Here is a 21,909-nt window from a genome sequence, read left to right as displayed (position 1 = left end):
GATGACCAATCCGATCACCGATAACGCCCGCAAGGTTTCAACGCTGGCGAGCGAGAAGATCGGCGCGGCGAGCGAGCAGGTCAAGGAAAGTGCGCATGCTGCGCGCGAACGTGCGGAGGCAGCCTATGCCACCGGGCGCGCCAAGGCATCGGAGGCGCTCGCCACGGGCAAGGTAAAGGCGCGCAAGGCCTATTCGACAGCTCAGGAAGGCGCGCGAACCGCCAAGGACAAGACCACGAAACAGGTGCAGGACAATCCCCTCGCCTTTCTCGTCGGTGGCATCGCCCTGGGCGCGCTCGTCGGTTCGCTGCTGCCCCGCACCGAACGCGAGACCAAGACTCTGGGCGCCACTGGCAAGAAGCTCAACCAAGGTGCGTCGGCCGCGGCCAAGGCAGCCAAGACCGCAGGCCAGAAGAAGCTCGACGCGCTCGGCGTCAACGCCGAGGCCGCGAAATCGCAGATCAGCCAGCTCGTCGGCGCGGTGGTGACAGCGGTCGAGGAAGCAGGCTCCGCAGCGGGCAAGACCGTCGGCGGATCGGCCAAGAAGCGCTGATTTCGGGTACGGATCATTGACGGCGGGGCGCTGGCTCCCTAGTGACCCCGCCAAATCCCAACAGATCCGGTGACCCCATGAGCAAATTGCACCTCGTCTTCGGCGGCCGCGTCAGCGATCCGCAGACGCTCGACTTCGATGATCTCAAGTCGATCGACATCGTCGGCGTCTTTCCCGACTATTCCAGCGCCGAAAAGGCTTGGCGCGCAGCGGCGCAGCGGACGGTGGACGATGCCGAGATGAAATATGTCGTCGTCCACCTTCACCGCCTGCTCCAGCCCGACATGGTCGCCCCGGCGGACAAGGCCAACTGACCCTCTTCCCGTCATGCCAGCGAAAGCTGGCATCTCCCGACGAATAGAGAGCAATCTCGTCAGCAGACCCCAGCTTTCGCTGGGGTGACGCGGTTGGAGGTCACGCCCTGCGATAGCGCCACAGCAGCAACGGCCGCGCCAGCAGCAATCCCGGAATGAATCCGCCGATATGCGCGGCGATCGCGATGCGCGTCATCGAGCCCCAGGTTGCAATCCCGATCAACCCCTGGATCACGACCCAGGCGACCGCGAGCCAGACGATCTGGATCGCACGGGCAGGTATCGGGCCCAACGGCTTGATGCGATTCTGCCCGAAGAGCATCGCATAGCAACCGATCACCGCGGAAATTGCGCCGCTTGCGCCGATCATCGGCACGACATTGCCCGGATTCCAGAGATACTCCGCCGCCGCCGATGCATAGGCGCCCACGACATAGAGCGCGCCCAGCCCGCCGGGGCCGATCGCGGCTTCGACGAAGCGCCCGCAATAGAAGAGCATCAGCATGTTGAAGGCGAGATGGAATATGTCGGCATGCAGCAGCACCGCCGACAAAGGCGTCAGCCATGCGGGCAGTGCGCCCTGCAGCACGAGCGCGCCTGAAATTCGCGCGGGAAAGAAGCCGCCGGCTCCAGCGGCAAGATCCTGGTAGCCGCCCAGCGTCAGCGTAAGCCATATCGCGCTGGTGGCGATCACCAGCGCGTTGGTCACCTTGCCCTGCGGAATTTTCATCCCGCGATCAGATGAATTCGATCTTGGAAACCAGATAGTAGCGGTCGCCCGAAGGGACCGAAACCTCGACCTCGTCATCAACCTGGCGTCCGATCAGCGCGCGGCCGAGCGGCGAGTTGTACGAGATGCGGCCAACCTTGGCATCCGCCTCGGTCTGTCCGACGATCTGGTACTTCACGGGCTTCTCGTCTTCGTCGTGCAAGGTCACCGTCGCGCCGAAGATCACCTTGTCGCCGGAAAGCGTCGTCGGATCGATGATCTGCGCGCGGCTGAGCCGGTCCTCGATGTCCGCGATCGACGCCTCGATCTGGCCCTGCCGCTCCTTGGCGGCGTGATATTCGGCGTTTTCCGAAAGGTCGCCATGCGCGCGCGCTTCCTCGATCGCGTCGACGATCTCGGGGCGCTCGGCCTTGAGGCGGCGGAGGGACTCCGTCAGCTTGTCATAGCCCTCTGCCAGCATCGGCAATTTCTCGACGGTCGCCATTCCTCAGTCCTTCGTCAAAGCTTCCCCCAAGCGGCCTCACCCCTGAAGTGAAAAGCCGCCCGCCACGCGATAATTTGTCGGGATCAGGCGTGTGATGATGAATAATAGGATTGCAGCGACCGCACTTCAAGAGACTGGTTCCGAAGCGCTTCGATCGCGCGCGCCGAAGCGACGCTTGCGGTCGCCGTCGTATAGTATGGAACCTTGCCCAGTAGTGCGGAGACGCGGATCGACTGCGAGTCCTTGTGGCTCTGCCACCCTTCGGTGGTGTTGAAGATCAGGTGCACCCCGCCGTCCTTGATCCGGTCGACGATATTGGGCCGCCCCTGCGCCACCTTGTTGACGCGCTCGACGGCGATTCCCGCCTCCTCGATATAGTCGGCGGTGCCGCCCGTCGCGATGATGGTGAAGCCCATTTCGGATAGCAGGCGGACGCCGGGAAGCACCACGGGCTTGTCGGTATCCTTGACCGAAACGAACACCGTGCCCTCGAGCGGAAGATCGTCGCCCAGCCCAAGCTGCGACTTGGCGAATGCGATCGCGAAATCCTTGTCGATTCCCATCACTTCGCCCGTAGACTTCATTTCGGGCGACAAGACCGGGTCAACGCCGGGGAAGCGCGCGAACGGGAATACTGCCTCCTTCACCGCGACATGGTTGATCGCATGGCGATCGATCGTCGGCAGATCCTTCAGCTTCTCGCCCGCCATCACGCGCGCGGCGATCTTGGCGATGGGCTGGCCGATCGCCTTGGCGACGAAGGGCACCGTTCGGCTGGCGCGCGGATTGACCTCGATCAGGAAGACCTTGCCGTCCTTCACCGCGAACTGGATGTTCATCAGGCCCTTCACCTCGAGCGCGTGCGCGAGAAGCTCGGTCTGGCGCTCGATCTCGGTGATGATGTCCTGCGGCAGGCTGTAAGGCGGGATGGTGCATGCGCTGTCGCCCGAATGGACGCCGGCTTCCTCGATATGCTGGAGCACGCCCGCAACCACCACGTCGTCGCCGTCGCAGATCGCGTCGACATCGACCTCGATCGCGTCGCGCAGATACTGGTCGATCAGAACGGGTGAGTCTCCAGACACCTGCACTGCGGTCTGGATATAATCCTCAAGCTGTTGCTGGCCATCGACGATCTCCATCGCGCGGCCGCCAAGCACATAGGATGGACGGATCAGCACGGGATAGCCGATGCGTTCGGCGACCGCGATCGCCTCCTCGCGGCTGCGCGCGATGCCGTTGGCGGGCTGGAGCAGCTTGAGCTTGTTGATGAGCTGCGCGAAACGCTCGCGGTCCTCGGCCAGATCGATCGCATCGGGCGAGGTGCCGAGGATCGGGATCCCCGCATCCTCGAGCGCCTGCGCGAGCTTCAGCGGCGTCTGCCCGCCGAACTGGACGATCACGCCCGCAAGCGTGCCGTTCTGCTGCTCGACATGCAGGATCTCGAGCACGTCCTCGGCGGTCAGCGGCTCGAAATAGAGCCGGTCCGACGTGTCGTAGTCGGTCGAGACGGTCTCTGGGTTGCAGTTGATCATGATCGTCTCATAGCCGGCCTCATCGAGCGCGAAGCACGCGTGGCAGCAGCAATAGTCGAACTCGATACCCTGCCCGATCCGGTTGGGGCCACCGCCAAGGATGACGACCTTCTTGGCGGAAGTAGGCTGCGATTCGCACTCGGGCTCGCCGAACGCGGGCGCCTCATAGGTCGAATACATATAGGGCGTCTTCGCCTCGAACTCGGCGGCGCAGGTGTCGATGCGCTTGAAGACGGGACGCACGCCGAGCTTGTGGCGCAGCTTGCGCACCTCCTGCTCGGTCACGCCGCCGGTCATCGCGACGACGGCCTCGCGGATCAGGCCGGAACCGCGCGCCACCGCGCGGTCCATGCCCTTGGCGAGATGCGCCGATTGCAGCGCGAGCCAGGCGAGCCTTTTGTCCGAGAAGCCCATGGCCTTGAGGCGACGCATGCCTCTGGTGTCGCGCGGCAGGCCGTTTTCGATCACTTCGCGCTCGGCGGCGACGATCTCGGCCATGCGCTCGAGGAACCACGGGTCATACTTTGCGATCTGATGAACTTCATCAACACTCAGCCCCTCGCGCAGCGCCTGCGCAGCGATCAGCAGCCGATCGGGCGTCGCGCGCGAAAGTGCGGAAACGATGTCATCCTTTGACGCGCCGATCAGGTGATCCACGGTGTTGAAGCCCGAAAGCCCGGTTTCCAGGCCGCGCAGCGCCTTCTGCATCGATTCGTGGATGTTGCGGCCGATCGCCATCACCTCGCCCACCGACTTCATCGCGGTCGAAAGCAGCGGCTCGGCGCCCTTGAACTTTTCAAAGGCGAAGCGCGGGATCTTGGTGACGACATAATCGATCGTCGGCTCGAAGCTCGCGGGCGTCGCGCCAGTGATGTCGTTGTCGATCTCGTCGAGCGTGTAGCCGACCGCGAGCTTGGCCGCGACCTTGGCGATCGGAAAGCCCGTCGCCTTCGATGCCAGCGCCGAGGACCGCGAAACGCGCGGGTTCATCTCGATCACGATCAGGCGGCCATCCTTCGGATTGACCGCGAACTGTACGTTCGAACCGCCTGTTTCGACGCCGATTTCGCGCAGGCAAGCGATGCTCGCATTGCGCATGATCTGATATTCCTTGTCGGTCAGCGTCAGCGCGGGCGCGACGGTGATCGAATCGCCCGTATGGACGCCCATCGGATCGACATTCTCGATCGAGCAGATGATGATGCAATTGTCCTTGCGGTCGCGCACCACCTCCATCTCATATTCTTTCCAGCCGAGGAGCGATTCCTCGATCAGAACCTCGGTCGTCGGCGAGGCTTCGAGCCCGCTCGTCACGATCTGGACGAACTCGTCCTTGTTATAGGCGACGCCGCCGCCCGTGCCGCCGAGCGTGAAGCTGGGACGGATGATTGCGGGGAGGCCGACAAATTCGAGCGCGGCCAGCGCGTCGGCCATCGAGTGCGCAATGCGCGAGCGCGCGCTTTCGAGCCCGATCTTGCTCATCGCGTCGCGGAATTTCAGCCGGTCCTCGGCCTTGTCGATCGCCTCGGCATCGGCGCCGATCATCTGGCAGCCATATTTTTCGAGCGTGCCGTCGTTGAACAGCGCCAGCGCGGTGTTGAGCGCGGTCTGCCCGCCCATCGTTGGCAGCAGCGCGTCGGGGCGCTCCTTCTCGATGATCTTGGCGACGATCTCGGGGGTGATCGGCTCGACATAGGTCGCGTCGGCCAGATCGGGATCGGTCATGATCGTTGCCGGGTTCGAGTTGACGAGGATGATGCGATACCCCTCCTCGCGCAGCGCCTTGCACGCCTGCGTCCCCGAATAGTCGAACTCGCACGCCTGGCCGATGACGATCGGGCCGGCGCCGATAATGAGGATGGAGGAAATGTCAGTGCGTTTGGGCATTATTGCTTTCCAGCCTCTTCTATTGCTTCGTTGCCAACAAAACCAAAGCTCATTGGCGCCATGCTATCTTTCAGGTGCCGCAGAACGCAGTCGACCTGTTCATATTTTGCTCGCTTAGCCGGCCGAAAGCGAACTTCGTCGCCGTTCAAATGCTTCAACCATTTTCGCGGCGCACGGCACGCGTCAGACATTGCGTCCAGTTGCGACTGCGTAATGGTCTCGGCCGATTTGGTGGCGACCGGTGGCGCGGATCCCTGCATTGCCAGCATGAGGACAACGCCAATCATGCTGTTTGCCTCAGCCCCCCAACGAACTTCTCGAACAGATAATGGCTATCCTGCGGGCCGGGGCTCGCCTCGGGGTGGTACTGCACCGAGAACACTGGCTTGTCGGTCAACTCAAAGCCGCAATTGGAGCCGTCGAACAGCGAGACATGCGTTTCGCGCGCATTGGCGGGCAGGCTATCCAGCTCGACCGCGAAGCCGTGGTTCATGCTGGTGATCTCGACCGCGCCGTCGTCGAGGCGCTTGACCGGATGGTTCGCGCCGCGGTGGCCCTGGTGCATCTTGATCGTCTTGCCGCCCACCGCGATCGCGAGGAGCTGGTGACCGAGGCAGATGCCGAAGATCGGCTTGGCCGTTTCGAGCAGCTTCTTGATCACGGGCACCGCATATTCGCCGGTCGCCGCGGGATCGCCGGGGCCGTTCGACAGGAAGATGCCGTCGGGATTGTGCGCCAGCACCTCCTCGGCGGTCGCGGTCGCCTTGACCACGGTCACGCGCGCGCCCGCGGCGACGAGATTGCGCAGGATGTTGCGCTTGAGCCCATAATCGATTGCGACAACATGCGGGCGGTCGTCGCCGGCTTCGTTCAGCCGATAGCCGTCCTTCAGGTCCCACAGCCCGTCGTGCCACTGATAGCTCTGCAGCGTCGAGACTTCCTTGGCGAGGTCCATGCCCTCGAGCCCGGGCCATTCGCGCGCTTTCTTCAGCAGCGCATCCACGTCGAACTCGCCCCAGCTATTATGCGCGATCACGCCATTGGGCGCGCCCTTCTGCCGGATGCGCCGCGTAAGCGCGCGCGTGTCGATGCCGGCAAGGCCGATGCGGCCGTTTGATTTCAGCCATTCGTCGAAATGCTGGATGTTGCGGAAGTTGCTGGGCTCGGTCACGTCCTCGCGGACGATCAGGCCGAGCGCATGCGGGTTGGTCGCCTCGACATCGTCGCGGTTGGTGCCGACATTTCCAATGTGAGGAAAAGTGAAGTTGATGATCTGCCCCGCATAGGAGGGATCGGTCATCACTTCCTGATAGCCGGTCATCGCGGTGTTGAAGCAGACCTCGCCCACCGCCTCGCCGCTGGCGCCGAATCCGCGCCCCCACAAGACGGCGCCATCAGCCAGAACCAATACCCCCGTCGCTCCATCGGGCGCGCGTAGGGATTTGGCGTCGGCCATGACATGTGCTCCTGGGCTGTCGGTTAAACGGCCGCGTCACTAGGTGCCATGCTCAGCCGGGTCAATCTATTAAAATCCGCGTGGCGCCGCTAAGCTGGTTCTTTCCGAAAGTTCAGCCGAAAGCACCCCATGATTCGCGACGAGATTAAAGCCGCGCAGATCGCCGCCATGAAGGCCGGCGACAAGGAAACCACCGCCGCCACGCGCCTGATCCAGGCCGCCATCAAGAACCGCGACATCGAGGCGCGCACGGGCAAGGCGCCTGAGAATGACGACGCGCTCGTCGTCGAGGTGCTGCAAAAGATGGTGAAGCAGCGCCGCGAATCGATCGACATGTATGAAAAGGGCGGCCGCGCAGAACTGGCCGCGGCTGAACAGGCCGAGGTCGCGGTGATCGAACGCTTCCTGCCCCAGCAGATGAGCGAGGACGAAACCCGGGCGGCGATCGAGGCGATCAAGGCCGAGACGGGTGCAGAAAGCGTCAAGGACATGGGCAAGGTGATGGCGGCGCTCAAGGAACGCCACGGCCCGCAGCTCGACATGAGCAAGGCGAGCGGGCTGGTGAAGGCGGCTTTGGGATAGGAAAAAGAACCGAACTTTCCCCGTTCGTCCCGAGCGAAGTCGAGGGACGCGGGCGCCAGAGCGGACGTGTCTCGACTTCGCTCGACACGAACGGGTCAGGTGTTGCACAGTCCCGGCATGGCGTTCTGGGTTTATATTCTGAAATGCTCGGATGGCCGATACTATACAGGCCAGACCGATGATCTGGAGCGCCGCATGGCCGAGCATCAAACCGGTGGTTTTTGTGATTTCACTTCCCGACGTCGGCCGGTGGCGCTTTTCTGGAGCGAATACTTCCAGACTCGCTTGGAGGCGCTCGAAGCCGAGCGCCGGATCAAGCCGTGGTCGCGGGCCAAGAAGGAAGCGCTGATCCGGGGCGACTGGGACGCCCTGTCCTTCTACAGCAAACCGCCGAAGGAACGTCCCTCGACTTCGCTCGGGACAAGCGGGGATGAGGAACCAGCCTTTCCGTTCGTCCCGAGCGAAGTCGAGGGACGCCTTTCGACTCCCAAATGACCCTCACCCCGCAATTCCTCGACGAGCTCCGCGCCCGCACCCTGCTCTCCGCGCTTATTGGCAAGAGCGTGAAACTCCAGCGCGCGGGGCGCGAGTTCAAGGCGTGCTGCCCCTTTCACAACGAAAAGACGCCCAGCTTCTACATCAACGACGAGAAGGGCTTCTACCACTGCTTTGGCTGCTCGGCGCATGGCGATGCCATACGCTGGATGACCGACCAGCGCGGCCTGCCCTTCATGGATGCCGTCAAGGAACTCGCGCAGACCGCGGGGATGGAGGTCCCAGCCCCCGATCCGCAAGCACAGGAACGCGCCGAACGTGCCACCGGGCTCCACGCCGCGATGGAGCGCGCCCAGCACTGGCTCGAGGAGCAACTGGCGGGAATCGATGGTGCGGAAGCGCGCACCTATCTCAAGAAACGCGGTATTTCGGACAAGACCCGCAAGGCTTTCGGGTTCGGTTTCGCGCCCGATTCGCGTGGGCGTCTCAAGGCCGCGCTCAAGGATTTCGGCGAGGACACGCTGATCGAGGCCGGTCTTCTGATCGCACCAGAGGGTGAGCGAGAGCCCTATGACCGCTTCCGCGGGCGGCTGATGATCCCGATCCGCGACCAGCGCGGGCGCGTGATCGCGTTCGGCGGCCGTATCCTCGGTTCGGGCGAACCCAAATATCTGAATTCCCCCGACACGCCTCTCTTCGACAAGGGGCGTACGCTTTACAATCTCGATCGCGCCGCTCCCGCCGCGCGCAAATCGGGGCGCGTGATCGTCGTTGAAGGCTATATGGACGTGATCGCGCTCGCGCAGGCCGGGATCGAGGAGGCGGTCGCCCCGCTCGGCACCGCGCTGACCGAAATGCAGATCGAGCGGCTGTGGCGGATGACCGAGACGCCGATCCTCTGCTTCGATGGCGACAATGCGGGGCAAAAAGCCTCGATCCGCGCCGCAGAGCGTGCCCTGCCCCATCTCGAACCTGGCCGCTCGCTCCGCTTCCTGACGCTTCCTGCGGGGCAGGATCCCGACGATCTCGTCAAATCGGGCGGTCGCCAGGCCTTCGAGGCGCTCGCCGTCAGCCCCGAAGGGCTCGCCGACCGGCTGTGGCGCCACGAACACGCGGCCGAACCACTCGATACCCCCGAGGCGCGCGCCGGACTGCGTCGCCGGCTCAACGCGCATGCCAAGGCGATCGGCGACGGCGACGTGCGAGAACAATATTTCGCAGAATTCCGCGAACGTTTCGACGCGCTCTACGGGCAGCGTCGCGATTTTCGCCCCCAGCAGCCCTTTCGGCCGCGTCCCGGCGGACGCTGGCAACCGCCCGAACGGCCCGTTTCGGGCATCGCGCGCACGGTCAGCCAGGAGGGCACCGATCCCGCCATGGCGCGGCTCGTTTTCGCAGGGTTGCTCGATCACCCGAGCGTGATCGCACCGCACGCGGAGGCGATTTCCGCGCTGCAACTAGGCGATCCTGCGCTGGAACAATTGCGCACGACATTGATCGATGCCGGACTTACCATTCCGCATCTTGATCGGGCGTTGCTTGACCCCATATTGGCTGCCGCGGGCTTGGAGACGCTTGCCAAGCGGCTGCGCACGACAAACAGGCTTGCCTTTTCCGCGAAGCGAAGCAATGCCGATCCGGATATAATACGGCGTGATCTGGCTTTGACTATAGAGGCGCTGGCAATTCGCCCGGAGCTCGACGCCGCACTGGCTGCCGCGACGGCACGGCTGGAACGCGAAACGGACGACGATGTTTTTGAAGAGTTGCGCCGGTTGCGCGCGGCTCGAGATGAGGCAGAAGCAAGGCTCGCGGCGCTGAAACAGGGCGACGATGATGCCGGTGGGTGACTTGGGACAAGGCGAATACATGGCAAAGACGAACGCGGCGGAGAACAGCGAGGCCAATGAGGGCGGGGATGCGCCGCTTATCGACCTCAACGAGGCTTCGCTCAAAAAGCTGATCGCCCGCGCCAAGAAGCGCGGTTACATCACCTATGACCAGCTCAACGAAGCGCTGCCGCAGGATGTGATGTCGTCCGATCAGATCGAGGACATCACCTCGGCGCTGAGCGAGATGGGCATCAATATCGTCGAGAACGAGGATGCCGGCGAGGACGGCGAGGAGCAGCCCGACCAGGACGACGAGGCCGAATCGGTTGATTCCGGCGACGGCAGCTCGGCCAATGTCGCTGAAAAGAAGCGTGAGACGGTCGATCGCACCGACGATCCCGTGCGCATGTATCTGCGCGAGATGGGCGCGGTCGAACTCCTTTCGCGCGAAGGCGAAATCGCGATCGCCAAGCGCATCGAAGCTGGTCGCGACACGATGATTCTGGGGCTGTGCGAAAGCCCGATCACCTTCAACGCGATCATCGACTGGTCGACCGCGCTCAACGAAGGCACGATGCAGCTCCGCGAGATCCTCGATCTCGATGCGATGCTCTCCAAGGATCCCGCGCCCGAAAGCCTCACCGACGAGGAAGAGGAAGGCGACGGCGAGATTTCCGAGAAGACCGCTGGCCCTTCCTACAAGGAAGAGGAAGAGGTCGAGGAAGAGTCCGTCGACGGCGACGACGAGGATTCGATGACCGAGCGGCGCGCCAAGCGCCCATCGGACGATGAGGAAGAGGACAACACCCTCAGCCTCGCGCAGATGGAAGAGACGCTGAAGCCCGCGGCGCTTGAGAAGTTCGCGAACATCACGTCGCTCTACAAGAAGTTCTCCAAGATCCAGAATGCGCGCCTCGAGGTCCTTGGCGTGGGCAACGAGTTCGCCGCCAGCGACGAGGCCAAGTACCAGAAGCTGCGTGAAGATCTCACCGCCGAGGTCGAGAGCGTCCAGTTCCACGGTGCGAAGATCGAATATCTCGTCGACCAGCTCTATTCGTTCAACCGGCGCCTGACCGCGCTGGGCGGCCAGATGCTGCGCCTTGCCGAGCGCCACAAGGTTCCGCGCAAGGCGTTCCTCGACGAATATGTCGATCACGAACTCGAAGACGGCTGGATGGAGCGCGTCGCGAAGCTCGACAAGAAATGGACCGCGTTCGCCGAAAACGAAGCGGATGCCGTCGATCGCATCCGCAGCGAGATTGGCGAGATTGCACAGGCGACGGGCATGTCGCTGGGTGAATTCCGCCGCATCGTCAACATGGTCCAGAAGGGCGAGCGCGAGGCGCGCATCGCGAAGAAGGAGATGGTCGAGGCCAATCTCCGCCTCGTGATCTCAATCGCCAAGAAATACACCAATCGCGGCCTGCAGTTCCTCGACCTTATCCAGGAAGGCAATATCGGCCTGATGAAGGCCGTCGATAAGTTCGAATATCGCCGCGGCTACAAATTCTCGACCTATGCCACCTGGTGGATCCGCCAGGCGATCACGCGCTCGATCGCCGATCAGGCGCGCACGATCCGCATCCCGGTTCACATGATCGAGACGATCAACAAGCTGGTGCGCACCAGCCGTCAGTTCCTCCACGAGCAGGGCCGCGAGCCCACGCCCGAGGAAATGGCCGAGCGCCTGTCGATGCCGCTCGAAAAGGTCCGCAAGGTGATGAAGATCGCCAAGGAGCCGATCTCCCTCGAAACGCCGATCGGCGACGAGGAAGATTCGCACCTCGGCGATTTCATCGAGGACAAGAACGCGATCATCCCTGTGGATGCCGCGATTCAGGCGAACCTCAAGGAAACTGTCACCCGGGTTCTCGCGTCGCTCACCCCGCGCGAAGAACGCGTGCTGCGCATGCGCTTCGGCATCGGCATGAACACCGATCACACGCTCGAGGAAGTCGGTCAGCAGTTCAGCGTGACGCGCGAACGTATCCGCCAGATCGAGGCCAAGGCGCTGCGGAAGCTCAAGCATCCCTCGCGCAGCCGCAAAATGCGCTCGTTCCTCGATCAGTAAAACCGCCCTGCCTAGACCTTGATCGTTTGAATAGAGCCTGATTCACGGCATCGGCGGAAGCACGAAGTGCTTCCACCTCAACCGATCAGGCTCTGGCGACGGTTTTCGTGGTTCAGTTCTTTTTGCCCACGAGGACGCCGTAGATCATGTCGGTGCGTCCTGTCGCTGGATCGCGATAGGGCGCCTTCCATCGCAGCATGAGCTCGCCAGCGCCCGGGCCGGTGAATGATCCTTCGTACTCACCGGCGCCGGTCATGCCTGGCACCGTCAGCGTGCCGGTGAATGTCCCGTCGGATTTGAACGACGCCTGCGAGAATTCGAATCGCTCCGCGAGACTTCCCCTCGACGGGTAGCCCGTCAGATTCCCGGTGGCGAAGGATCCGCGAACTGCCCGTAACGAGAGGTCGAATTCAGCGCTTCCGAGGAACTGATAGAATATGGGGTCGCTGTTGACACCCGCGGGACGAGCGGCCGCATAGCCATAGAGCGAGAAGCTTGCGACGCCGCTCGTCGGAATGTCAGCCGTCGTGCTCGGCACGCCATAGCCGAACACGCCCTGGATTCGATCGCGCGCAGAAGCGCCGATCGGCGACCAGCCGAAATAGCCGACGCTGGTGCTGCTCAGCGCCAGAACGCGGTTTTGGATCCCGGGGCGAAGCATGTAGACGACAATGCCGCCAGCGGGCTGCAAGATGGAGCCGCTGAAGTCGTCGCCGGTTTCGGTCGCCAGGACATCCAGATAGCTGCGCGGCACCCCCGGCAGGGTCATGATGCTCGCTCTGAGCGCCGAATCCCACCCGAACTGGACGGGGTCGGTTCCGTTCGCCTCGCCAGGTACAGAGTTGCGGTAAAACCAGGCAAGCGTGGGAAAATCCGCTAGTTGTTGAAGCCCGATGCTCGCATTCAGCCCGGCTTGTGGAGGGGATGGAGTGGGAGACGGCGTCGGGGAAGGCTGCGGAGCCGGCGCGGGTGCGAACGGCATCGTGACGATCGTTCCGGAAGTGCCAGAACTTCCTTCACCGCCACAACCCGCCATGCCGACGAGCATGAGCGGCCAAAGCACCCGATATCCGCACCATTTCACATGCATGGATATTCTCCGCCATCGCTGGACCAGAAGTCGCCGCGGATTGCGTTGTTCGGGCGTCAGGATGAAAGAGAACTAATCCATAGGAAATAGTGCATCTGCATCATTCTTGCGGCATTTTGGCCAAAATGAGCAACAACCTGCCAGTGCGAGCGACTTATGCGTGACTCCGATTCCTATCACTATGATGGATATGACGAATTCGACGAAGTGGTCGCGCGCTTATACGCCGGAGTCTTGTCGGTGCCTCTCGATGCCTTCCGCGCCTTTGGCTTTGAGCGGCTGGCCGAGCTGATAAAGTTCGATTCAGCGGTTTGGGTTTCGTATCGAGCCTATCCGCAGGCCGCGGGAACGGCCATTCTCGATATTCACACAATGAGCATTATCGGCCAGGACCAAAGCGTTCCCATCCGGTTTGGCACCGAGTTCAAGGATCATGATCTCGTGTCGCAGATGGCCATGGCAACGCCTGGTGAACCGGTATGCATCGAAGATACGATGTCCATCGAAGATTACAGATCGTCTTTTCTGTACGTAAATTTCGCCCAGGCCTTGGGCATTGAATACACGATGGGCGTGGCGATCGGCGATCCGCTACTCAATATTTGGCAGGGAATTGTCTTATGGCGCTCTGATCGAGCGCGCCCCTTCACTCCGGCGGAAAGAATATTGAAGAAGAGATTCGCGGGCCACATGCACAATGCTTGGCGGCAGAGGCAGTTTCTCGAAATTTCGGGCAAGGACGAACGCCGTCAAAACGGCGAAGCGCTTATGGTTGCAGCGCATGCCATCACGGACTGGAAAGGCGCCATTTGCACAGCCGAGCCGCAGTTCGGGAAACTGATGACATCGTGCTTTCCCGAATGGACGGGGCCCGACCTTCCACCCGACATAGCGGCTTTGGTAAAAGGCGGAATGATGAGCGCTGTCATCGGGCGGCTTGAAATAGAGCTGGTTGGACGGGATGATTTTTGCCACGTCATCGCGCGCACGCCGCGGGATAGCTCGCCGCTGAGCCATGCTGAGCTCGAGGTGGCCAAACTCTTCGCGGCGGGCCACAGCAGCGGCAAGATCGCAATGCTTCGTGGAGTCAGCTCGGCGACCATCCGGAACCAGATTTCGTCAATCTACACCAAACTGCGGATCAACTCGAAGGTCGAACTCATCAACCGGCTGCATTGACGGGCATTTTCTCGCAGAGCATCGCGCGGGAACCGCCTCCGTCCGGAGCTTCGGCTTGGCTGGCCCCATCTTCGCTTTACGCACAGCAACTTCACGCGGGTGCCCCGCATCAGCGGACACGGTACATGTTGGGTTCAGCTTCAATTCGGGAACAGCACCCGTTTCGCAGGGGGATAATCAACATGCCGAAAACGACGCTGAAGGCGCTGTTCCTGGCCTCCAGCGCGTTCGCGGCGCATCCGGCCTGGGCGGAAGAGCGGCCTGCGACCGCCCCGTCCCCTGGCCAGGTCATTATTGTCACCGGTCAGAATGTCGAAACCGATGCGGGCACGAAGACTGATACGCCGCTCATAGAAACCCCGCAGTCGATCAGCGTCATCACTGTCGACCGCTTCGAGGCGATGGGGGCGCTCAATCTTCAGGATACGCTGCGCTATTCGGCGGGTGTCCGCACTGAGGCCTATGGCCTCGATACGCGTGGCGACTACGGCTTTATCCGTGGGACAGAGGCGCCGATCTATCAGGACGGACTGCGTCGCACCTTTGGCTACCGCGCCGGATCCAAGCCCGAGATCTTCTCGCTCTCGCGCGTAGAGGTGCTGCGTGGCCCCTCCTCGATGCTCTATGGCCAAGGCTCGACCGGCGGCATTCTCAACATCGTCACCAAGCGACCCGAGTTCGAGACGCATGGCGAACTCTTTGGCTCCTACGGCACCTTCGATCGCAAGGAGCTCGGCTTCGACCTGACCGGCCCGATCGCGGGCGACCAGCTCGCCGGCCGCGTCATCGGCGTCTGGCGCGACAGCGATTCGCAGACCGATTTCGTCCGCGAGAAGCGCCGGATGCTGGGCGCGTCGCTGAGCTGGCAGATGGGCGAGGACACCAATCTCACGCTGCTCGGTCTTGTCCAGGACGACGACAGCGGGTGGACCGGCCAGTTCCTGCCCTTCACCGGCACGCTGTTCGATGCACCCAATGGCCGGCTCCCCTGGGGCCGCCAGCTCGGCGAGCCTTCGACCGACAAGGTCGATCTCAACACCGAATGGATCGCGGCCAATTTCTCGCACCAGTTCTCGCACGTCGTCGAGTTCCGCCAGAATTTCCGCTACGAATGGTTCAGGTCGGACCAGTATCTCCACTATGCCGACAGCTACACCAATCCGGTCGATCCCTATCTCGATGCGGCCGATCCCTATCTGAACATCTGGTTTCCCGATTATGCCGCGCGCGGATCCGGCCGCGTGCTCAACCGCTATTCCTTTGGCGAGGTCTTCCGTTCGGAGACGCTGAGCAGCGACAGCCAGCTCCAGTTCGATTTCACCACCGGCAACTTTACCCACAAGGTCCTCGCGGGCGTGGACTATGCGCGCAACAACAACCGCACCACGTCGACCGGCGGCTATTCGGGCCTTTCCTTTGACATCGACGGCATGCCCCTGCTGGGTCTTGCGCCCTCGACGACGCCTGTCGACGCCTATGCGCCAGTCTATGGCAACATCGTCGACACGCCCTTCTTCGACGGGGAGCGAAATATCCAGCAACAGCTCGGCGTCTATCTCCAGAGCCAGACGCGCGCATTCGACAAGGCGATCGTCGTGCTGGGCATCCGGCGCGATCGCGCGGAGGACCGGACGGTCGGCGGCGACAAGCTCGTTCACAAGGCCACTACCAAGCGCGCCGGGCTGATGATCGAGCTCGGCGACGGGTTTGTGCCCTATCTGAGCTACTCCGAATCCTTCCTGCCGATCGCCGGCCGCGACTTTACCGGCAACCCGTTCAAGCCGCAGCGCGGCGTGCAGTACGAACTGGGCATCAAATGGCAGCCTGACCCAACGACCTTCGTCACGCTTGCCGCCTATGATCTCAAGGACGAGAACCGCCTCCAGACCGATCCGACCAATCCGCTCAATTCGGTCCAGACGGGCGTCATCAAGACGCAGGGGTTTGAGATCGAGGCATCGAAGACGATCGCCGACGATTTCGACGTCATCGCGACCTACAGTTACACGCGCGCCAAGGATCGTTCCAACGGCGATCTTCAGGTCGAAAGCGTGCCCAAACATCTCGCCTCGATCTGGGGGATGAAATCCCTGCCGCTGGGCGATGAGGTGGTGCTTCAGCTCGGTGCGGGCGTGCGCTATGTCGATGAAAGCATTTCGGAAAGCCAGGTCGGTGGCTTCGTCGTCACCAGCCCCGACTATGTGCTGGCCGACGCGCTGATCGGCGTCGGTCGCGGGCCATGGACATTGACGGTCAACGCAACCAATCTGTTCGACAAGAAATATTACACCACCTGCCTCGGACGCGGCGATTGCTTTCTGGGCCTCCGCCGCACGGTCAATGCGACGCTCGGCTTCAGTTTTTGAAACGATACGAGACGCAGGCGGCCGCGCTCTCCGCCAATTCCTGACCAGCGTCCTAATGCAAAATAAACCGCGTCTTTACGCGACTGGTATAGCAGGGCGTTCAGACGATTGGTCGCCCGGCACGGGCGCAGCATAATTTTGGGGATTTCGGATGGCGACACAGGCTATTCAGACCGCGCGCACCGGCGGCGTTTCGGAGATGCTGGCAGCACTGGTCGAGGCGGACGGATCGGGCGCGCAGGGCTATGCGCATTCCGCCGACCTGTTGTCGGGACGGCACGCCACGCGTAATCTGGCCGATGCCGCCCATTATCTGTGCGTCCTTCACGGACGTCATCCGGGCGTGATCGACCTCGCGGCGACTAAGACGGTTCATGCCGCCGCGCGGGGCTGGCTGATCGATGCCGCCGACGGCTTTGCGCGCGAACGCGGCTATCTGACGCGAATCACCGTCGCGGCGGGCCCAATTCCCAGCACGCCCGGCCAGGCCGAATGCGAGGCTGCGGTGATGGGACAACATCATGCGCTGGAGATGCTCGCCCAGTCGGATCGTATCGGCTGCGCACTCGGCGCGGCGATCGCGCTGATAATGGACTGGAAGGCGATCCGCCGCGTGCTCGATACGGCCGCCGAGCGGCTCAGCATTCCCATCCAGCCTGCGCGCCTTCCCGACGAGCGCGAGACGCGCACGGTCGCCATGGCGGTAGCCGAAACGCCGAGCGTCGAACGCGCGCTGGGCTTCGGCGCGCAGCAGATCCTCGCGCAGCATCGCGGCCTGTGGGCGGTGCTAGAGGCCCGCAGCGCGGCACGCCCCGACTACTGACCGGTCAATCCTGAACAGAATCGGGCCTTGCGCCCGTACGTCCGCGTCCCTATTCGCTTCCCTTAACGTAAAGTGGAAGCGAAGAGGATAGAGCATGCGTTTCAGCGGAACCGACAGCTACGTCGCAACCGACGATCTCAAGGTTGCGGTCAACGCAGCGGTCACGCTCCGCCGCCCGCTGCTCGTCAAGGGCGAACCCGGCACCGGCAAGACCGTGCTCGCGCAGGAAGTCGCCGATTCGATGGGCGCGCCGCTGATCGAATGGAACATCAAGTCGACCACCAAGGCGCAACAGGGCCTCTACGAATATGACGCCGTGGCGCGGCTGCGCGACGGCCAGCTCGGCGACGAGCGCGTCCACGACATCGCCAATTACATCCGCAAGGGCAAGCTGTGGGAGGCATTCACCTCCCCCACCCTGCCCGTCCTGCTGATCGACGAGATCGACAAGGCCGATATCGAATTCCCCAACGACCTGCTCCAGGAACTCGATCGCATGGAATTCCATGTCTACGAGACCAAGGAGACGGTGAAGGCGGCCGAGCGTCCGATCGTCATCATCACCTCGAACAACGAGAAGGAGCTGCCCGACGCGTTCCTGCGCCGCTGCTTCTTCCACTATATCAAGTTCCCCGAGCGCGAGACGATGCAGGCGATCGTCGACGTCCACTTCCCGGGCATCCAGAAGATCCTCGTCAGCAAGGCGATGGACATTTTCTACGAGGTCCGCGACGTCCCCGGCCTCAAGAAAAAGCCGAGCACGTCCGAACTGCTCGACTGGCTCAAGCTGCTCCTCGCCGAGGACATGCCATTGGACGTGCTCCAGTCGCGCGATCCCACCAAGGCGATCCCGCCGCTCCACGGCGCGCTGCTCAAGAACGAACAGGACGTGATGCTGTTCGAACGGCTGGCGTTCATGGCGAAACGCCAGCAGAACCGCTGACGCTCAGGCGGGCACAGGCTCGGCGTGCAACGCCATCTGATCGGCAAGCGCGCGCTGGAACGCGGGGCGCGCCTCGGCGCGTTCCTTATAGGCCACCAGCCCCGGATAACCGGCAAGCATGTCGGTGTGGCGGAGCAGGCGCAGTACGGTGACCATCAGGATATCCGCGACGCTGAATGCGTCCGCCAGCCACTCGCGGTCGCCAAGCGCCGCCTCGAGGTCGTGCAGTCGCGATTGAGCCAACTCTACGGCGCCCGGGCGTCGGGCCTTGGCCCATTCCTCGTCGACATAGAAAAGATCGAGCACCACCAGATTCGCGACATGCGGTTCGACCGTGTTCATCGCCGCAAAGGACCATTGGTTGACCATGATGCGGTCCGCCACGTCGAGCACCCCGCCCTTGTCGGCGATATGCTGAACGATCGCGGCTGACTCGAAAAGCGTTGCGCCATCATCCTCGATCGCGGGAACCTGGCCAAAAGGCTGAAGCGCGCGATAGTCCGCAGGCGCGACCTCATCCGCGCCCTCGCCAATCGTCCGTACACGATAGGGAATCCCGGATTCCTCGAGCGCCCAGCGCACGCGCAGATCGCGCACGAGGCCCTTGGCGAACGGCGGAACCCAACCGAAGGTGTATAGCGTAATCATCGGTCTCTCCTTCACTTAACCATATAGTTAAGTGTTAGAGCGGCGGTGCTACGCTGTCAATCTTTCCGGCGCTCAGTCGATGAACGCCATCTCGAAATTGCCCCAGCGACGCCCGTTGAAGCTCAGCGGCACGAACACGCTCTTCACCGCGCGATAACGCCCCTCCTCGAGCGGCTGGCGATAGGTGGTCAGCATGAAATCGCCGGTAAAGGCGATCGCGCGCCCCGTCGCGTCGTCCATGAAGATGCGCTTGTTGCGGCTGTTGATGGCGTTCCATGCCGGATCGGCCGCCCGCTGCGGCTGCGCCTTCCACGACATGTGCGTTGGCAGATAGCCATTCACATCGGTAATCGCGACGCCCAGGATCCGGCGCTCGTCAAGCCTCGCGATCCGGTCGAGAACCGCCTGGACATGCGCGTCGGCAAAGGTGTTGAAGCGATTGTCGAACTGCTGGGGGTCTGAGCCCGGCACCGGCACATAATCGGTATCATGCACGTCGAAGGGCGAAACCTTGTTCTCGTTCAGCGCTTTTTCGACGAGCGCACGGACTTCCTTCATGCCTTCGATCGAAAGATCGACGAAATGGCTGTCGGCGATGCGAATGCCGCTGTGCGCGAGCTGGTCGAGCATTTCGTTGGACAGCAGCTCAAGACGGTTGAGCCGCTCATGCGCGCTCACGAGCTGCCCGCCATTCTCGCGTGCGTCGCTCGAAAACAGCGTGAGCCCCTCCTGCACGCGCGCGACGCTGTCGTGGATCAATGCGGTTGAGCGCGCTATGCCCTCGCTCTGCTGATCGACCTGCTCGACGATATCGGTCACATCGCGCACGGTCTGATTGATCGTCGAGAAACCACGCTGCGCGCTGCGGCTCTTCTCGACCCCCTGGTTGATCTCGGAAATCACCGTGCCCGCCTCGCGCGTCAGCGATGCCATGGTCGTGGTGATCTCGTCGGTGGCGGCGCGCGTTTCCTGCGCGAGCTTCTTCACCTCGTCCGCAACCACCGCAAAGGTGCGTCCGGCATCCCCCGCGCGCTCGGCCTCGATCGTCGCGTTGAGCGCGAGCATATTGGTCTTGCGCGCGATGACGTCGATGCCCGCGGACACGCGCTGCACCTGTTCCATCGCGGCGGCAAAGCTGGTCATGTGTGCGCCGAGGCGCGTGACGAGATCGGTCAGTCCGCCGAATTCGGCGATGGCGCTGCTGATGAGCTGGGCGCCGCGCTCCAGCTTTTCATGCGCCTGTTCGGAAAGAAGCCGCGCCTCGTCGGTCGAATCGGCGACGCGACGCTGGTCGGCCTCGAGCGCCGCGGTGACGTCCTCCAGCGCCGACAGCATTTCGAGCTGGCGCTTGATCCTTTGCGAAACACCCTCGACATAGCCCGCCGCATCGCTGCACCCGACCGCGAGCTGCCCGCAATTTCGCGCGACATCGTCGATTGCGCCGCTGTCGGCATATCCCGCTGCAACTGGCTGCGTGGCCATGAGAAACCCCTGTTTTGCGACCGAAATGACATAGGTAGCGCCAATTCGTTGAAACGCGGTTAACCACGCGCAGGATTGCGGCATGCGGCCAAGCTGCTAGGCTGATCCACATGTTCTTTTCCTTTCTCGACGAACTTCGCCACGCAGGCATCCCCGCCTCGATCAAGGAACATCTGACGCTGCTGGAAGCGCTCGACCGCGAAGTCATCGAGCGCAGCCCCGAGGAATTCTACTATCTGGCGCGCGCAACCTTCGTGAAGGACGAGGGATTGCTCGACCGTTTCGATCAGGTTTTCGCCAAGGTCTTCAAGGGGATCGAGACGAATTACGGCACCGATGCCGCCGAAATCCCCGAGGACTGGCTGCGCAAGGTCGCCGAGCTCTACCTTACCCCCGAGCAGATGGCCGAGATCGAGAAGCTCGGCTCGTGGGATGAGATCATGGAGACGCTCAAGAAGCGGCTCGAGGAACAGAAGGAACGCCATCAGGGCGGCAACAAATGGATCGGCACCGGCGGCACCTCCCCCTTCGGCGCCTATGGCTATAATCCCGAGGGTGTGCGCATCGGCCAGGAAGAGGGCCGGCACGGCCGCGCGGTCAAGGTCTGGGACAAGCGCGAATTCAGGAATCTCGACACCAAGGAACTTGGCACGCGCAACATCAAGATCGCGCTGCGCCGGCTGCGCCGCTTCGCGCGCGAGGGAGCCGCGGATGAGCTTGATATCGACGCGACGATCGACGGTACCGCGCGTCAGGGTTGGCTCGACATCCACATGCGCCCCGAACGGCACAATGCGGTCAAACTATTGCTCTTCCTCGACGTCGGCGGATCGATGGACCCGCATATCAAGCTCTGCGAGGAGCTCTTCTCGGCTGCGACGAGCGAGTTCAAGAACCTCGAATTCTTCTATTTCCACAACTGCGTCTACGAAGGCGTGTGGAAGGACAATCGCCGGCGTTTCACCGAGCGCACGCCCACCTGGGACGTGCTTCATAAATATGGTCATGACTATAAACTGGTCTTTGTCGGCGATGCCGCGATGAGCCCCTATGAAATCAGCCATCCCGGCGGCTCGGTCGAGCATTTCAACGATGAGGCAGGCGCCGCCTGGATTCAGCGGATGACGCATGTCTACCCCGCCGCGGTGTGGCTCAACCCCACGCCCGAGCAGCATTGGAGCTATTCGCAGTCGTCGAAGATCATCCGCGAGTTGATGAATGACCGGATGTACCCGCTGACGCTCGAAGGCCTCGACGACGCGATGCGTGAGCTCACGCGCAAACATTAGGCAACTATTTGAAGAAATTCGGATTCACGCTCTCGATCGACGCGCGTAGCGCTTTCCGCATCAGCCGATAAAATTCTTGCGTCAATCGTCCGGCAAAACTTTGAAGTTCGAGGTTTTTTAACCTTCATTTCCTAAGCATCCCCGAAAATG

At 62.4% G+C, this 21,909-nt stretch carries 19 protein-coding genes; 11 read left to right on the top strand and 8 right to left on the bottom strand.

Going from position 1 to position 21,909, the window contains the following annotated elements; all coding sequences use genetic code 11:
- Position 1 precedes the first annotated feature (1 nt).
- Together D3876_RS14635 and D3876_RS14630 are read left to right on the top strand one after the other, a co-directional pair.
- Positions 2 to 553, top strand: coding sequence for a hypothetical protein (locus D3876_RS14635; protein WP_182912019.1), 552 nt, complete (start codon positions 2 to 4; stop codon positions 551 to 553).
- A 77-nt stretch (positions 554 to 630) separates the two neighbouring features.
- Positions 631 to 867 carry a DUF4170 domain-containing protein gene (locus tag D3876_RS14630; protein ID WP_119763358.1) on the top strand — a complete coding sequence of 79 codons (237 nt, stop codon included), beginning with the start codon at positions 631 to 633 and terminating at the stop codon, positions 865 to 867.
- A gap of 100 nt (positions 868 to 967) precedes the next feature.
- Here the strand turns inward: D3876_RS14630 and D3876_RS14625 are convergent, their stop codons facing one another.
- The 5 genes from D3876_RS14625 to carA all read right to left on the bottom strand — a co-directional run bounded on the left by D3876_RS14625 (position 968) and on the right by carA (position 6,959).
- Positions 968 to 1,597: a rhomboid family intramembrane serine protease gene (locus D3876_RS14625; RefSeq protein WP_119763356.1), complete on the bottom strand. Its 630-nt coding sequence runs from the start codon at positions 1,595 to 1,597 to the stop codon at positions 968 to 970.
- Positions 1,598 to 1,604: 7 nt separating this feature from the next.
- On the bottom strand, positions 1,605 to 2,081 hold the full coding sequence (greA, locus tag D3876_RS14620; RefSeq protein ID WP_119763354.1) for a transcription elongation factor GreA: 477 nt from the start codon (positions 2,079 to 2,081) through the stop codon (positions 1,605 to 1,607).
- 83 nt (positions 2,082 to 2,164) lie between these two features.
- On the bottom strand, positions 2,165 to 5,503 hold the full coding sequence (gene carB, locus D3876_RS14615; RefSeq protein ID WP_119763352.1) for a carbamoyl-phosphate synthase large subunit: 3,339 nt from the start codon (positions 5,501 to 5,503) through the stop codon (positions 2,165 to 2,167).
- A complete protein-coding gene (locus D3876_RS14610; RefSeq protein ID WP_119763350.1) occupies positions 5,503 to 5,790 on the bottom strand; it encodes a hypothetical protein in 288 nt (95 codons plus the stop codon). Before D3876_RS14610 ends, carB begins: the two co-directional genes overlap by 1 nt.
- Positions 5,787 to 6,959 carry a glutamine-hydrolyzing carbamoyl-phosphate synthase small subunit gene (gene carA / locus D3876_RS14605; RefSeq protein ID WP_119763348.1) on the bottom strand — a complete coding sequence of 391 codons (1,173 nt, stop codon included), beginning with the start codon at positions 6,957 to 6,959 and terminating at the stop codon, positions 5,787 to 5,789. The genes D3876_RS14610 and carA overlap by 4 nt, the downstream gene beginning before the upstream one ends.
- Positions 6,960 to 7,088: 129 nt before the next feature.
- Here carA and D3876_RS14600 point away from each other — a divergent pair, with 129 nt between their 5' ends.
- From D3876_RS14600 to rpoD, 4 genes are all read left to right on the top strand, one after another.
- Positions 7,089 to 7,541 carry a GatB/YqeY domain-containing protein gene (locus D3876_RS14600; protein WP_119763346.1) on the top strand — a complete coding sequence of 151 codons (453 nt, stop codon included), beginning with the start codon at positions 7,089 to 7,091 and terminating at the stop codon, positions 7,539 to 7,541.
- Between the two features lie 117 nt (positions 7,542 to 7,658).
- Positions 7,659 to 8,036, top strand: coding sequence for a GIY-YIG nuclease family protein (locus tag D3876_RS14590; RefSeq protein WP_119763344.1), 378 nt, complete (start codon positions 7,659 to 7,661; stop codon positions 8,034 to 8,036).
- On the top strand, positions 8,033 to 9,886 hold the full coding sequence (gene dnaG, locus D3876_RS14585) for a DNA primase (RefSeq protein ID WP_119763342.1): 1,854 nt from the start codon (positions 8,033 to 8,035) through the stop codon (positions 9,884 to 9,886). Before D3876_RS14590 ends, dnaG begins: the two co-directional genes overlap by 4 nt.
- A gap of 19 nt (positions 9,887 to 9,905) precedes the next feature.
- Positions 9,906 to 11,939 carry an RNA polymerase sigma factor RpoD gene (rpoD, locus tag D3876_RS14580; protein WP_119763340.1) on the top strand — a complete coding sequence of 678 codons (2,034 nt, stop codon included), beginning with the start codon at positions 9,906 to 9,908 and terminating at the stop codon, positions 11,937 to 11,939.
- A 112-nt stretch (positions 11,940 to 12,051) separates the two neighbouring features.
- On the opposite strand, the gene D3876_RS14575 is transcribed toward rpoD, so the two are convergent.
- Complete coding sequence (locus D3876_RS14575; protein ID WP_147417665.1) at positions 12,052 to 12,987, bottom strand: HupA family protein; 936 nt, start codon at positions 12,985 to 12,987, stop codon at positions 12,052 to 12,054.
- A gap of 198 nt (positions 12,988 to 13,185) precedes the next feature.
- Here D3876_RS14575 and D3876_RS14570 point away from each other — a divergent pair, with 198 nt between their 5' ends.
- From D3876_RS14570 to D3876_RS14555, 4 genes are all read left to right on the top strand, one after another.
- Entirely contained in the window at positions 13,186 to 14,208 is a 1,023-nt protein-coding gene (locus D3876_RS14570) for a helix-turn-helix transcriptional regulator (protein WP_119763336.1), read from the top strand.
- A 182-nt stretch (positions 14,209 to 14,390) separates the two neighbouring features.
- Positions 14,391 to 16,574, top strand: coding sequence for a TonB-dependent siderophore receptor (locus tag D3876_RS14565; RefSeq protein ID WP_182912018.1), 2,184 nt, complete (start codon positions 14,391 to 14,393; stop codon positions 16,572 to 16,574).
- A gap of 151 nt (positions 16,575 to 16,725) precedes the next feature.
- A complete protein-coding gene (locus tag D3876_RS14560) occupies positions 16,726 to 17,397 on the top strand; it encodes a DUF6975 family protein (RefSeq protein WP_119763332.1) in 672 nt (223 codons plus the stop codon).
- Between the two features lie 94 nt (positions 17,398 to 17,491).
- Entirely contained in the window at positions 17,492 to 18,340 is an 849-nt protein-coding gene (locus tag D3876_RS14555) for an AAA family ATPase (protein WP_119763330.1), read from the top strand.
- A gap of 3 nt (positions 18,341 to 18,343) precedes the next feature.
- On the opposite strand, the gene D3876_RS14550 is transcribed toward D3876_RS14555, so the two are convergent.
- Together D3876_RS14550 and D3876_RS14545 are read right to left on the bottom strand one after the other, a co-directional pair.
- Positions 18,344 to 18,988: a glutathione S-transferase family protein gene (locus tag D3876_RS14550; RefSeq protein WP_119763328.1), complete on the bottom strand. Its 645-nt coding sequence runs from the start codon at positions 18,986 to 18,988 to the stop codon at positions 18,344 to 18,346.
- 72 nt (positions 18,989 to 19,060) lie between these two features.
- A complete protein-coding gene (locus D3876_RS14545; RefSeq protein WP_182912017.1) occupies positions 19,061 to 20,470 on the bottom strand; it encodes a methyl-accepting chemotaxis protein in 1,410 nt (469 codons plus the stop codon).
- 110 nt (positions 20,471 to 20,580) lie between these two features.
- On the opposite strand from D3876_RS14545, the gene D3876_RS14540 reads away from it, so the two are divergent.
- Positions 20,581 to 21,759, top strand: coding sequence for a vWA domain-containing protein (locus tag D3876_RS14540; RefSeq protein ID WP_119763324.1), 1,179 nt, complete (start codon positions 20,581 to 20,583; stop codon positions 21,757 to 21,759).
- The last annotated feature ends 150 nt before the right edge of the window (positions 21,760 to 21,909 follow it).

This window comes from Sphingomonas cavernae (assembly GCF_003590775.1).
Classification (GTDB): Bacteria; Pseudomonadota; Alphaproteobacteria; order Sphingomonadales; family Sphingomonadaceae; genus Sphingobium_A; species Sphingobium_A cavernae.
This window is presented reverse-complemented; position numbering and strand designations above follow the sequence as displayed.

Coding starts and splice junctions, on each gene's coding strand:
- D3876_RS14635 (WP_182912019.1), top strand. CDS start 2: ATGACCAATCCGATCACCGATAACGCCCGCAAGGTTTCAACGCTGGCG.
- D3876_RS14630 (WP_119763358.1), top strand. CDS start 631: ATGAGCAAATTGCACCTCGTCTTCGGCGGCCGCGTCAGCGATCCGCAG.
- D3876_RS14625 (WP_119763356.1), bottom strand. CDS start 1,597: ATGAAAATTCCGCAGGGCAAGGTGACCAACGCGCTGGTGATCGCCACC.
- greA (WP_119763354.1), bottom strand. CDS start 2,081: ATGGCGACCGTCGAGAAATTGCCGATGCTGGCAGAGGGCTATGACAAG.
- carB (WP_119763352.1), bottom strand. CDS start 5,503: ATGCCCAAACGCACTGACATTTCCTCCATCCTCATTATCGGCGCCGGC.
- D3876_RS14610 (WP_119763350.1), bottom strand. CDS start 5,790: ATGATTGGCGTTGTCCTCATGCTGGCAATGCAGGGATCCGCGCCACCG.
- carA (WP_119763348.1), bottom strand. CDS start 6,959: ATGGCCGACGCCAAATCCCTACGCGCGCCCGATGGAGCGACGGGGGTA.
- D3876_RS14600 (WP_119763346.1), top strand. CDS start 7,089: ATGATTCGCGACGAGATTAAAGCCGCGCAGATCGCCGCCATGAAGGCC.
- D3876_RS14590 (WP_119763344.1), top strand. CDS start 7,659: ATGGCGTTCTGGGTTTATATTCTGAAATGCTCGGATGGCCGATACTAT.
- dnaG (WP_119763342.1), top strand. CDS start 8,033: ATGACCCTCACCCCGCAATTCCTCGACGAGCTCCGCGCCCGCACCCTG.
- rpoD (WP_119763340.1), top strand. CDS start 9,906: ATGGCAAAGACGAACGCGGCGGAGAACAGCGAGGCCAATGAGGGCGGG.
- D3876_RS14575 (WP_147417665.1), bottom strand. CDS start 12,987: ATGCTCGTCGGCATGGCGGGTTGTGGCGGTGAAGGAAGTTCTGGCACT.
- D3876_RS14570 (WP_119763336.1), top strand. CDS start 13,186: ATGCGTGACTCCGATTCCTATCACTATGATGGATATGACGAATTCGAC.
- D3876_RS14565 (WP_182912018.1), top strand. CDS start 14,391: ATGCCGAAAACGACGCTGAAGGCGCTGTTCCTGGCCTCCAGCGCGTTC.
- D3876_RS14560 (WP_119763332.1), top strand. CDS start 16,726: ATGGCGACACAGGCTATTCAGACCGCGCGCACCGGCGGCGTTTCGGAG.
- D3876_RS14555 (WP_119763330.1), top strand. CDS start 17,492: ATGCGTTTCAGCGGAACCGACAGCTACGTCGCAACCGACGATCTCAAG.
- D3876_RS14550 (WP_119763328.1), bottom strand. CDS start 18,988: ATGATTACGCTATACACCTTCGGTTGGGTTCCGCCGTTCGCCAAGGGC.
- D3876_RS14545 (WP_182912017.1), bottom strand. CDS start 20,470: ATGGCCACGCAGCCAGTTGCAGCGGGATATGCCGACAGCGGCGCAATC.
- D3876_RS14540 (WP_119763324.1), top strand. CDS start 20,581: ATGTTCTTTTCCTTTCTCGACGAACTTCGCCACGCAGGCATCCCCGCC.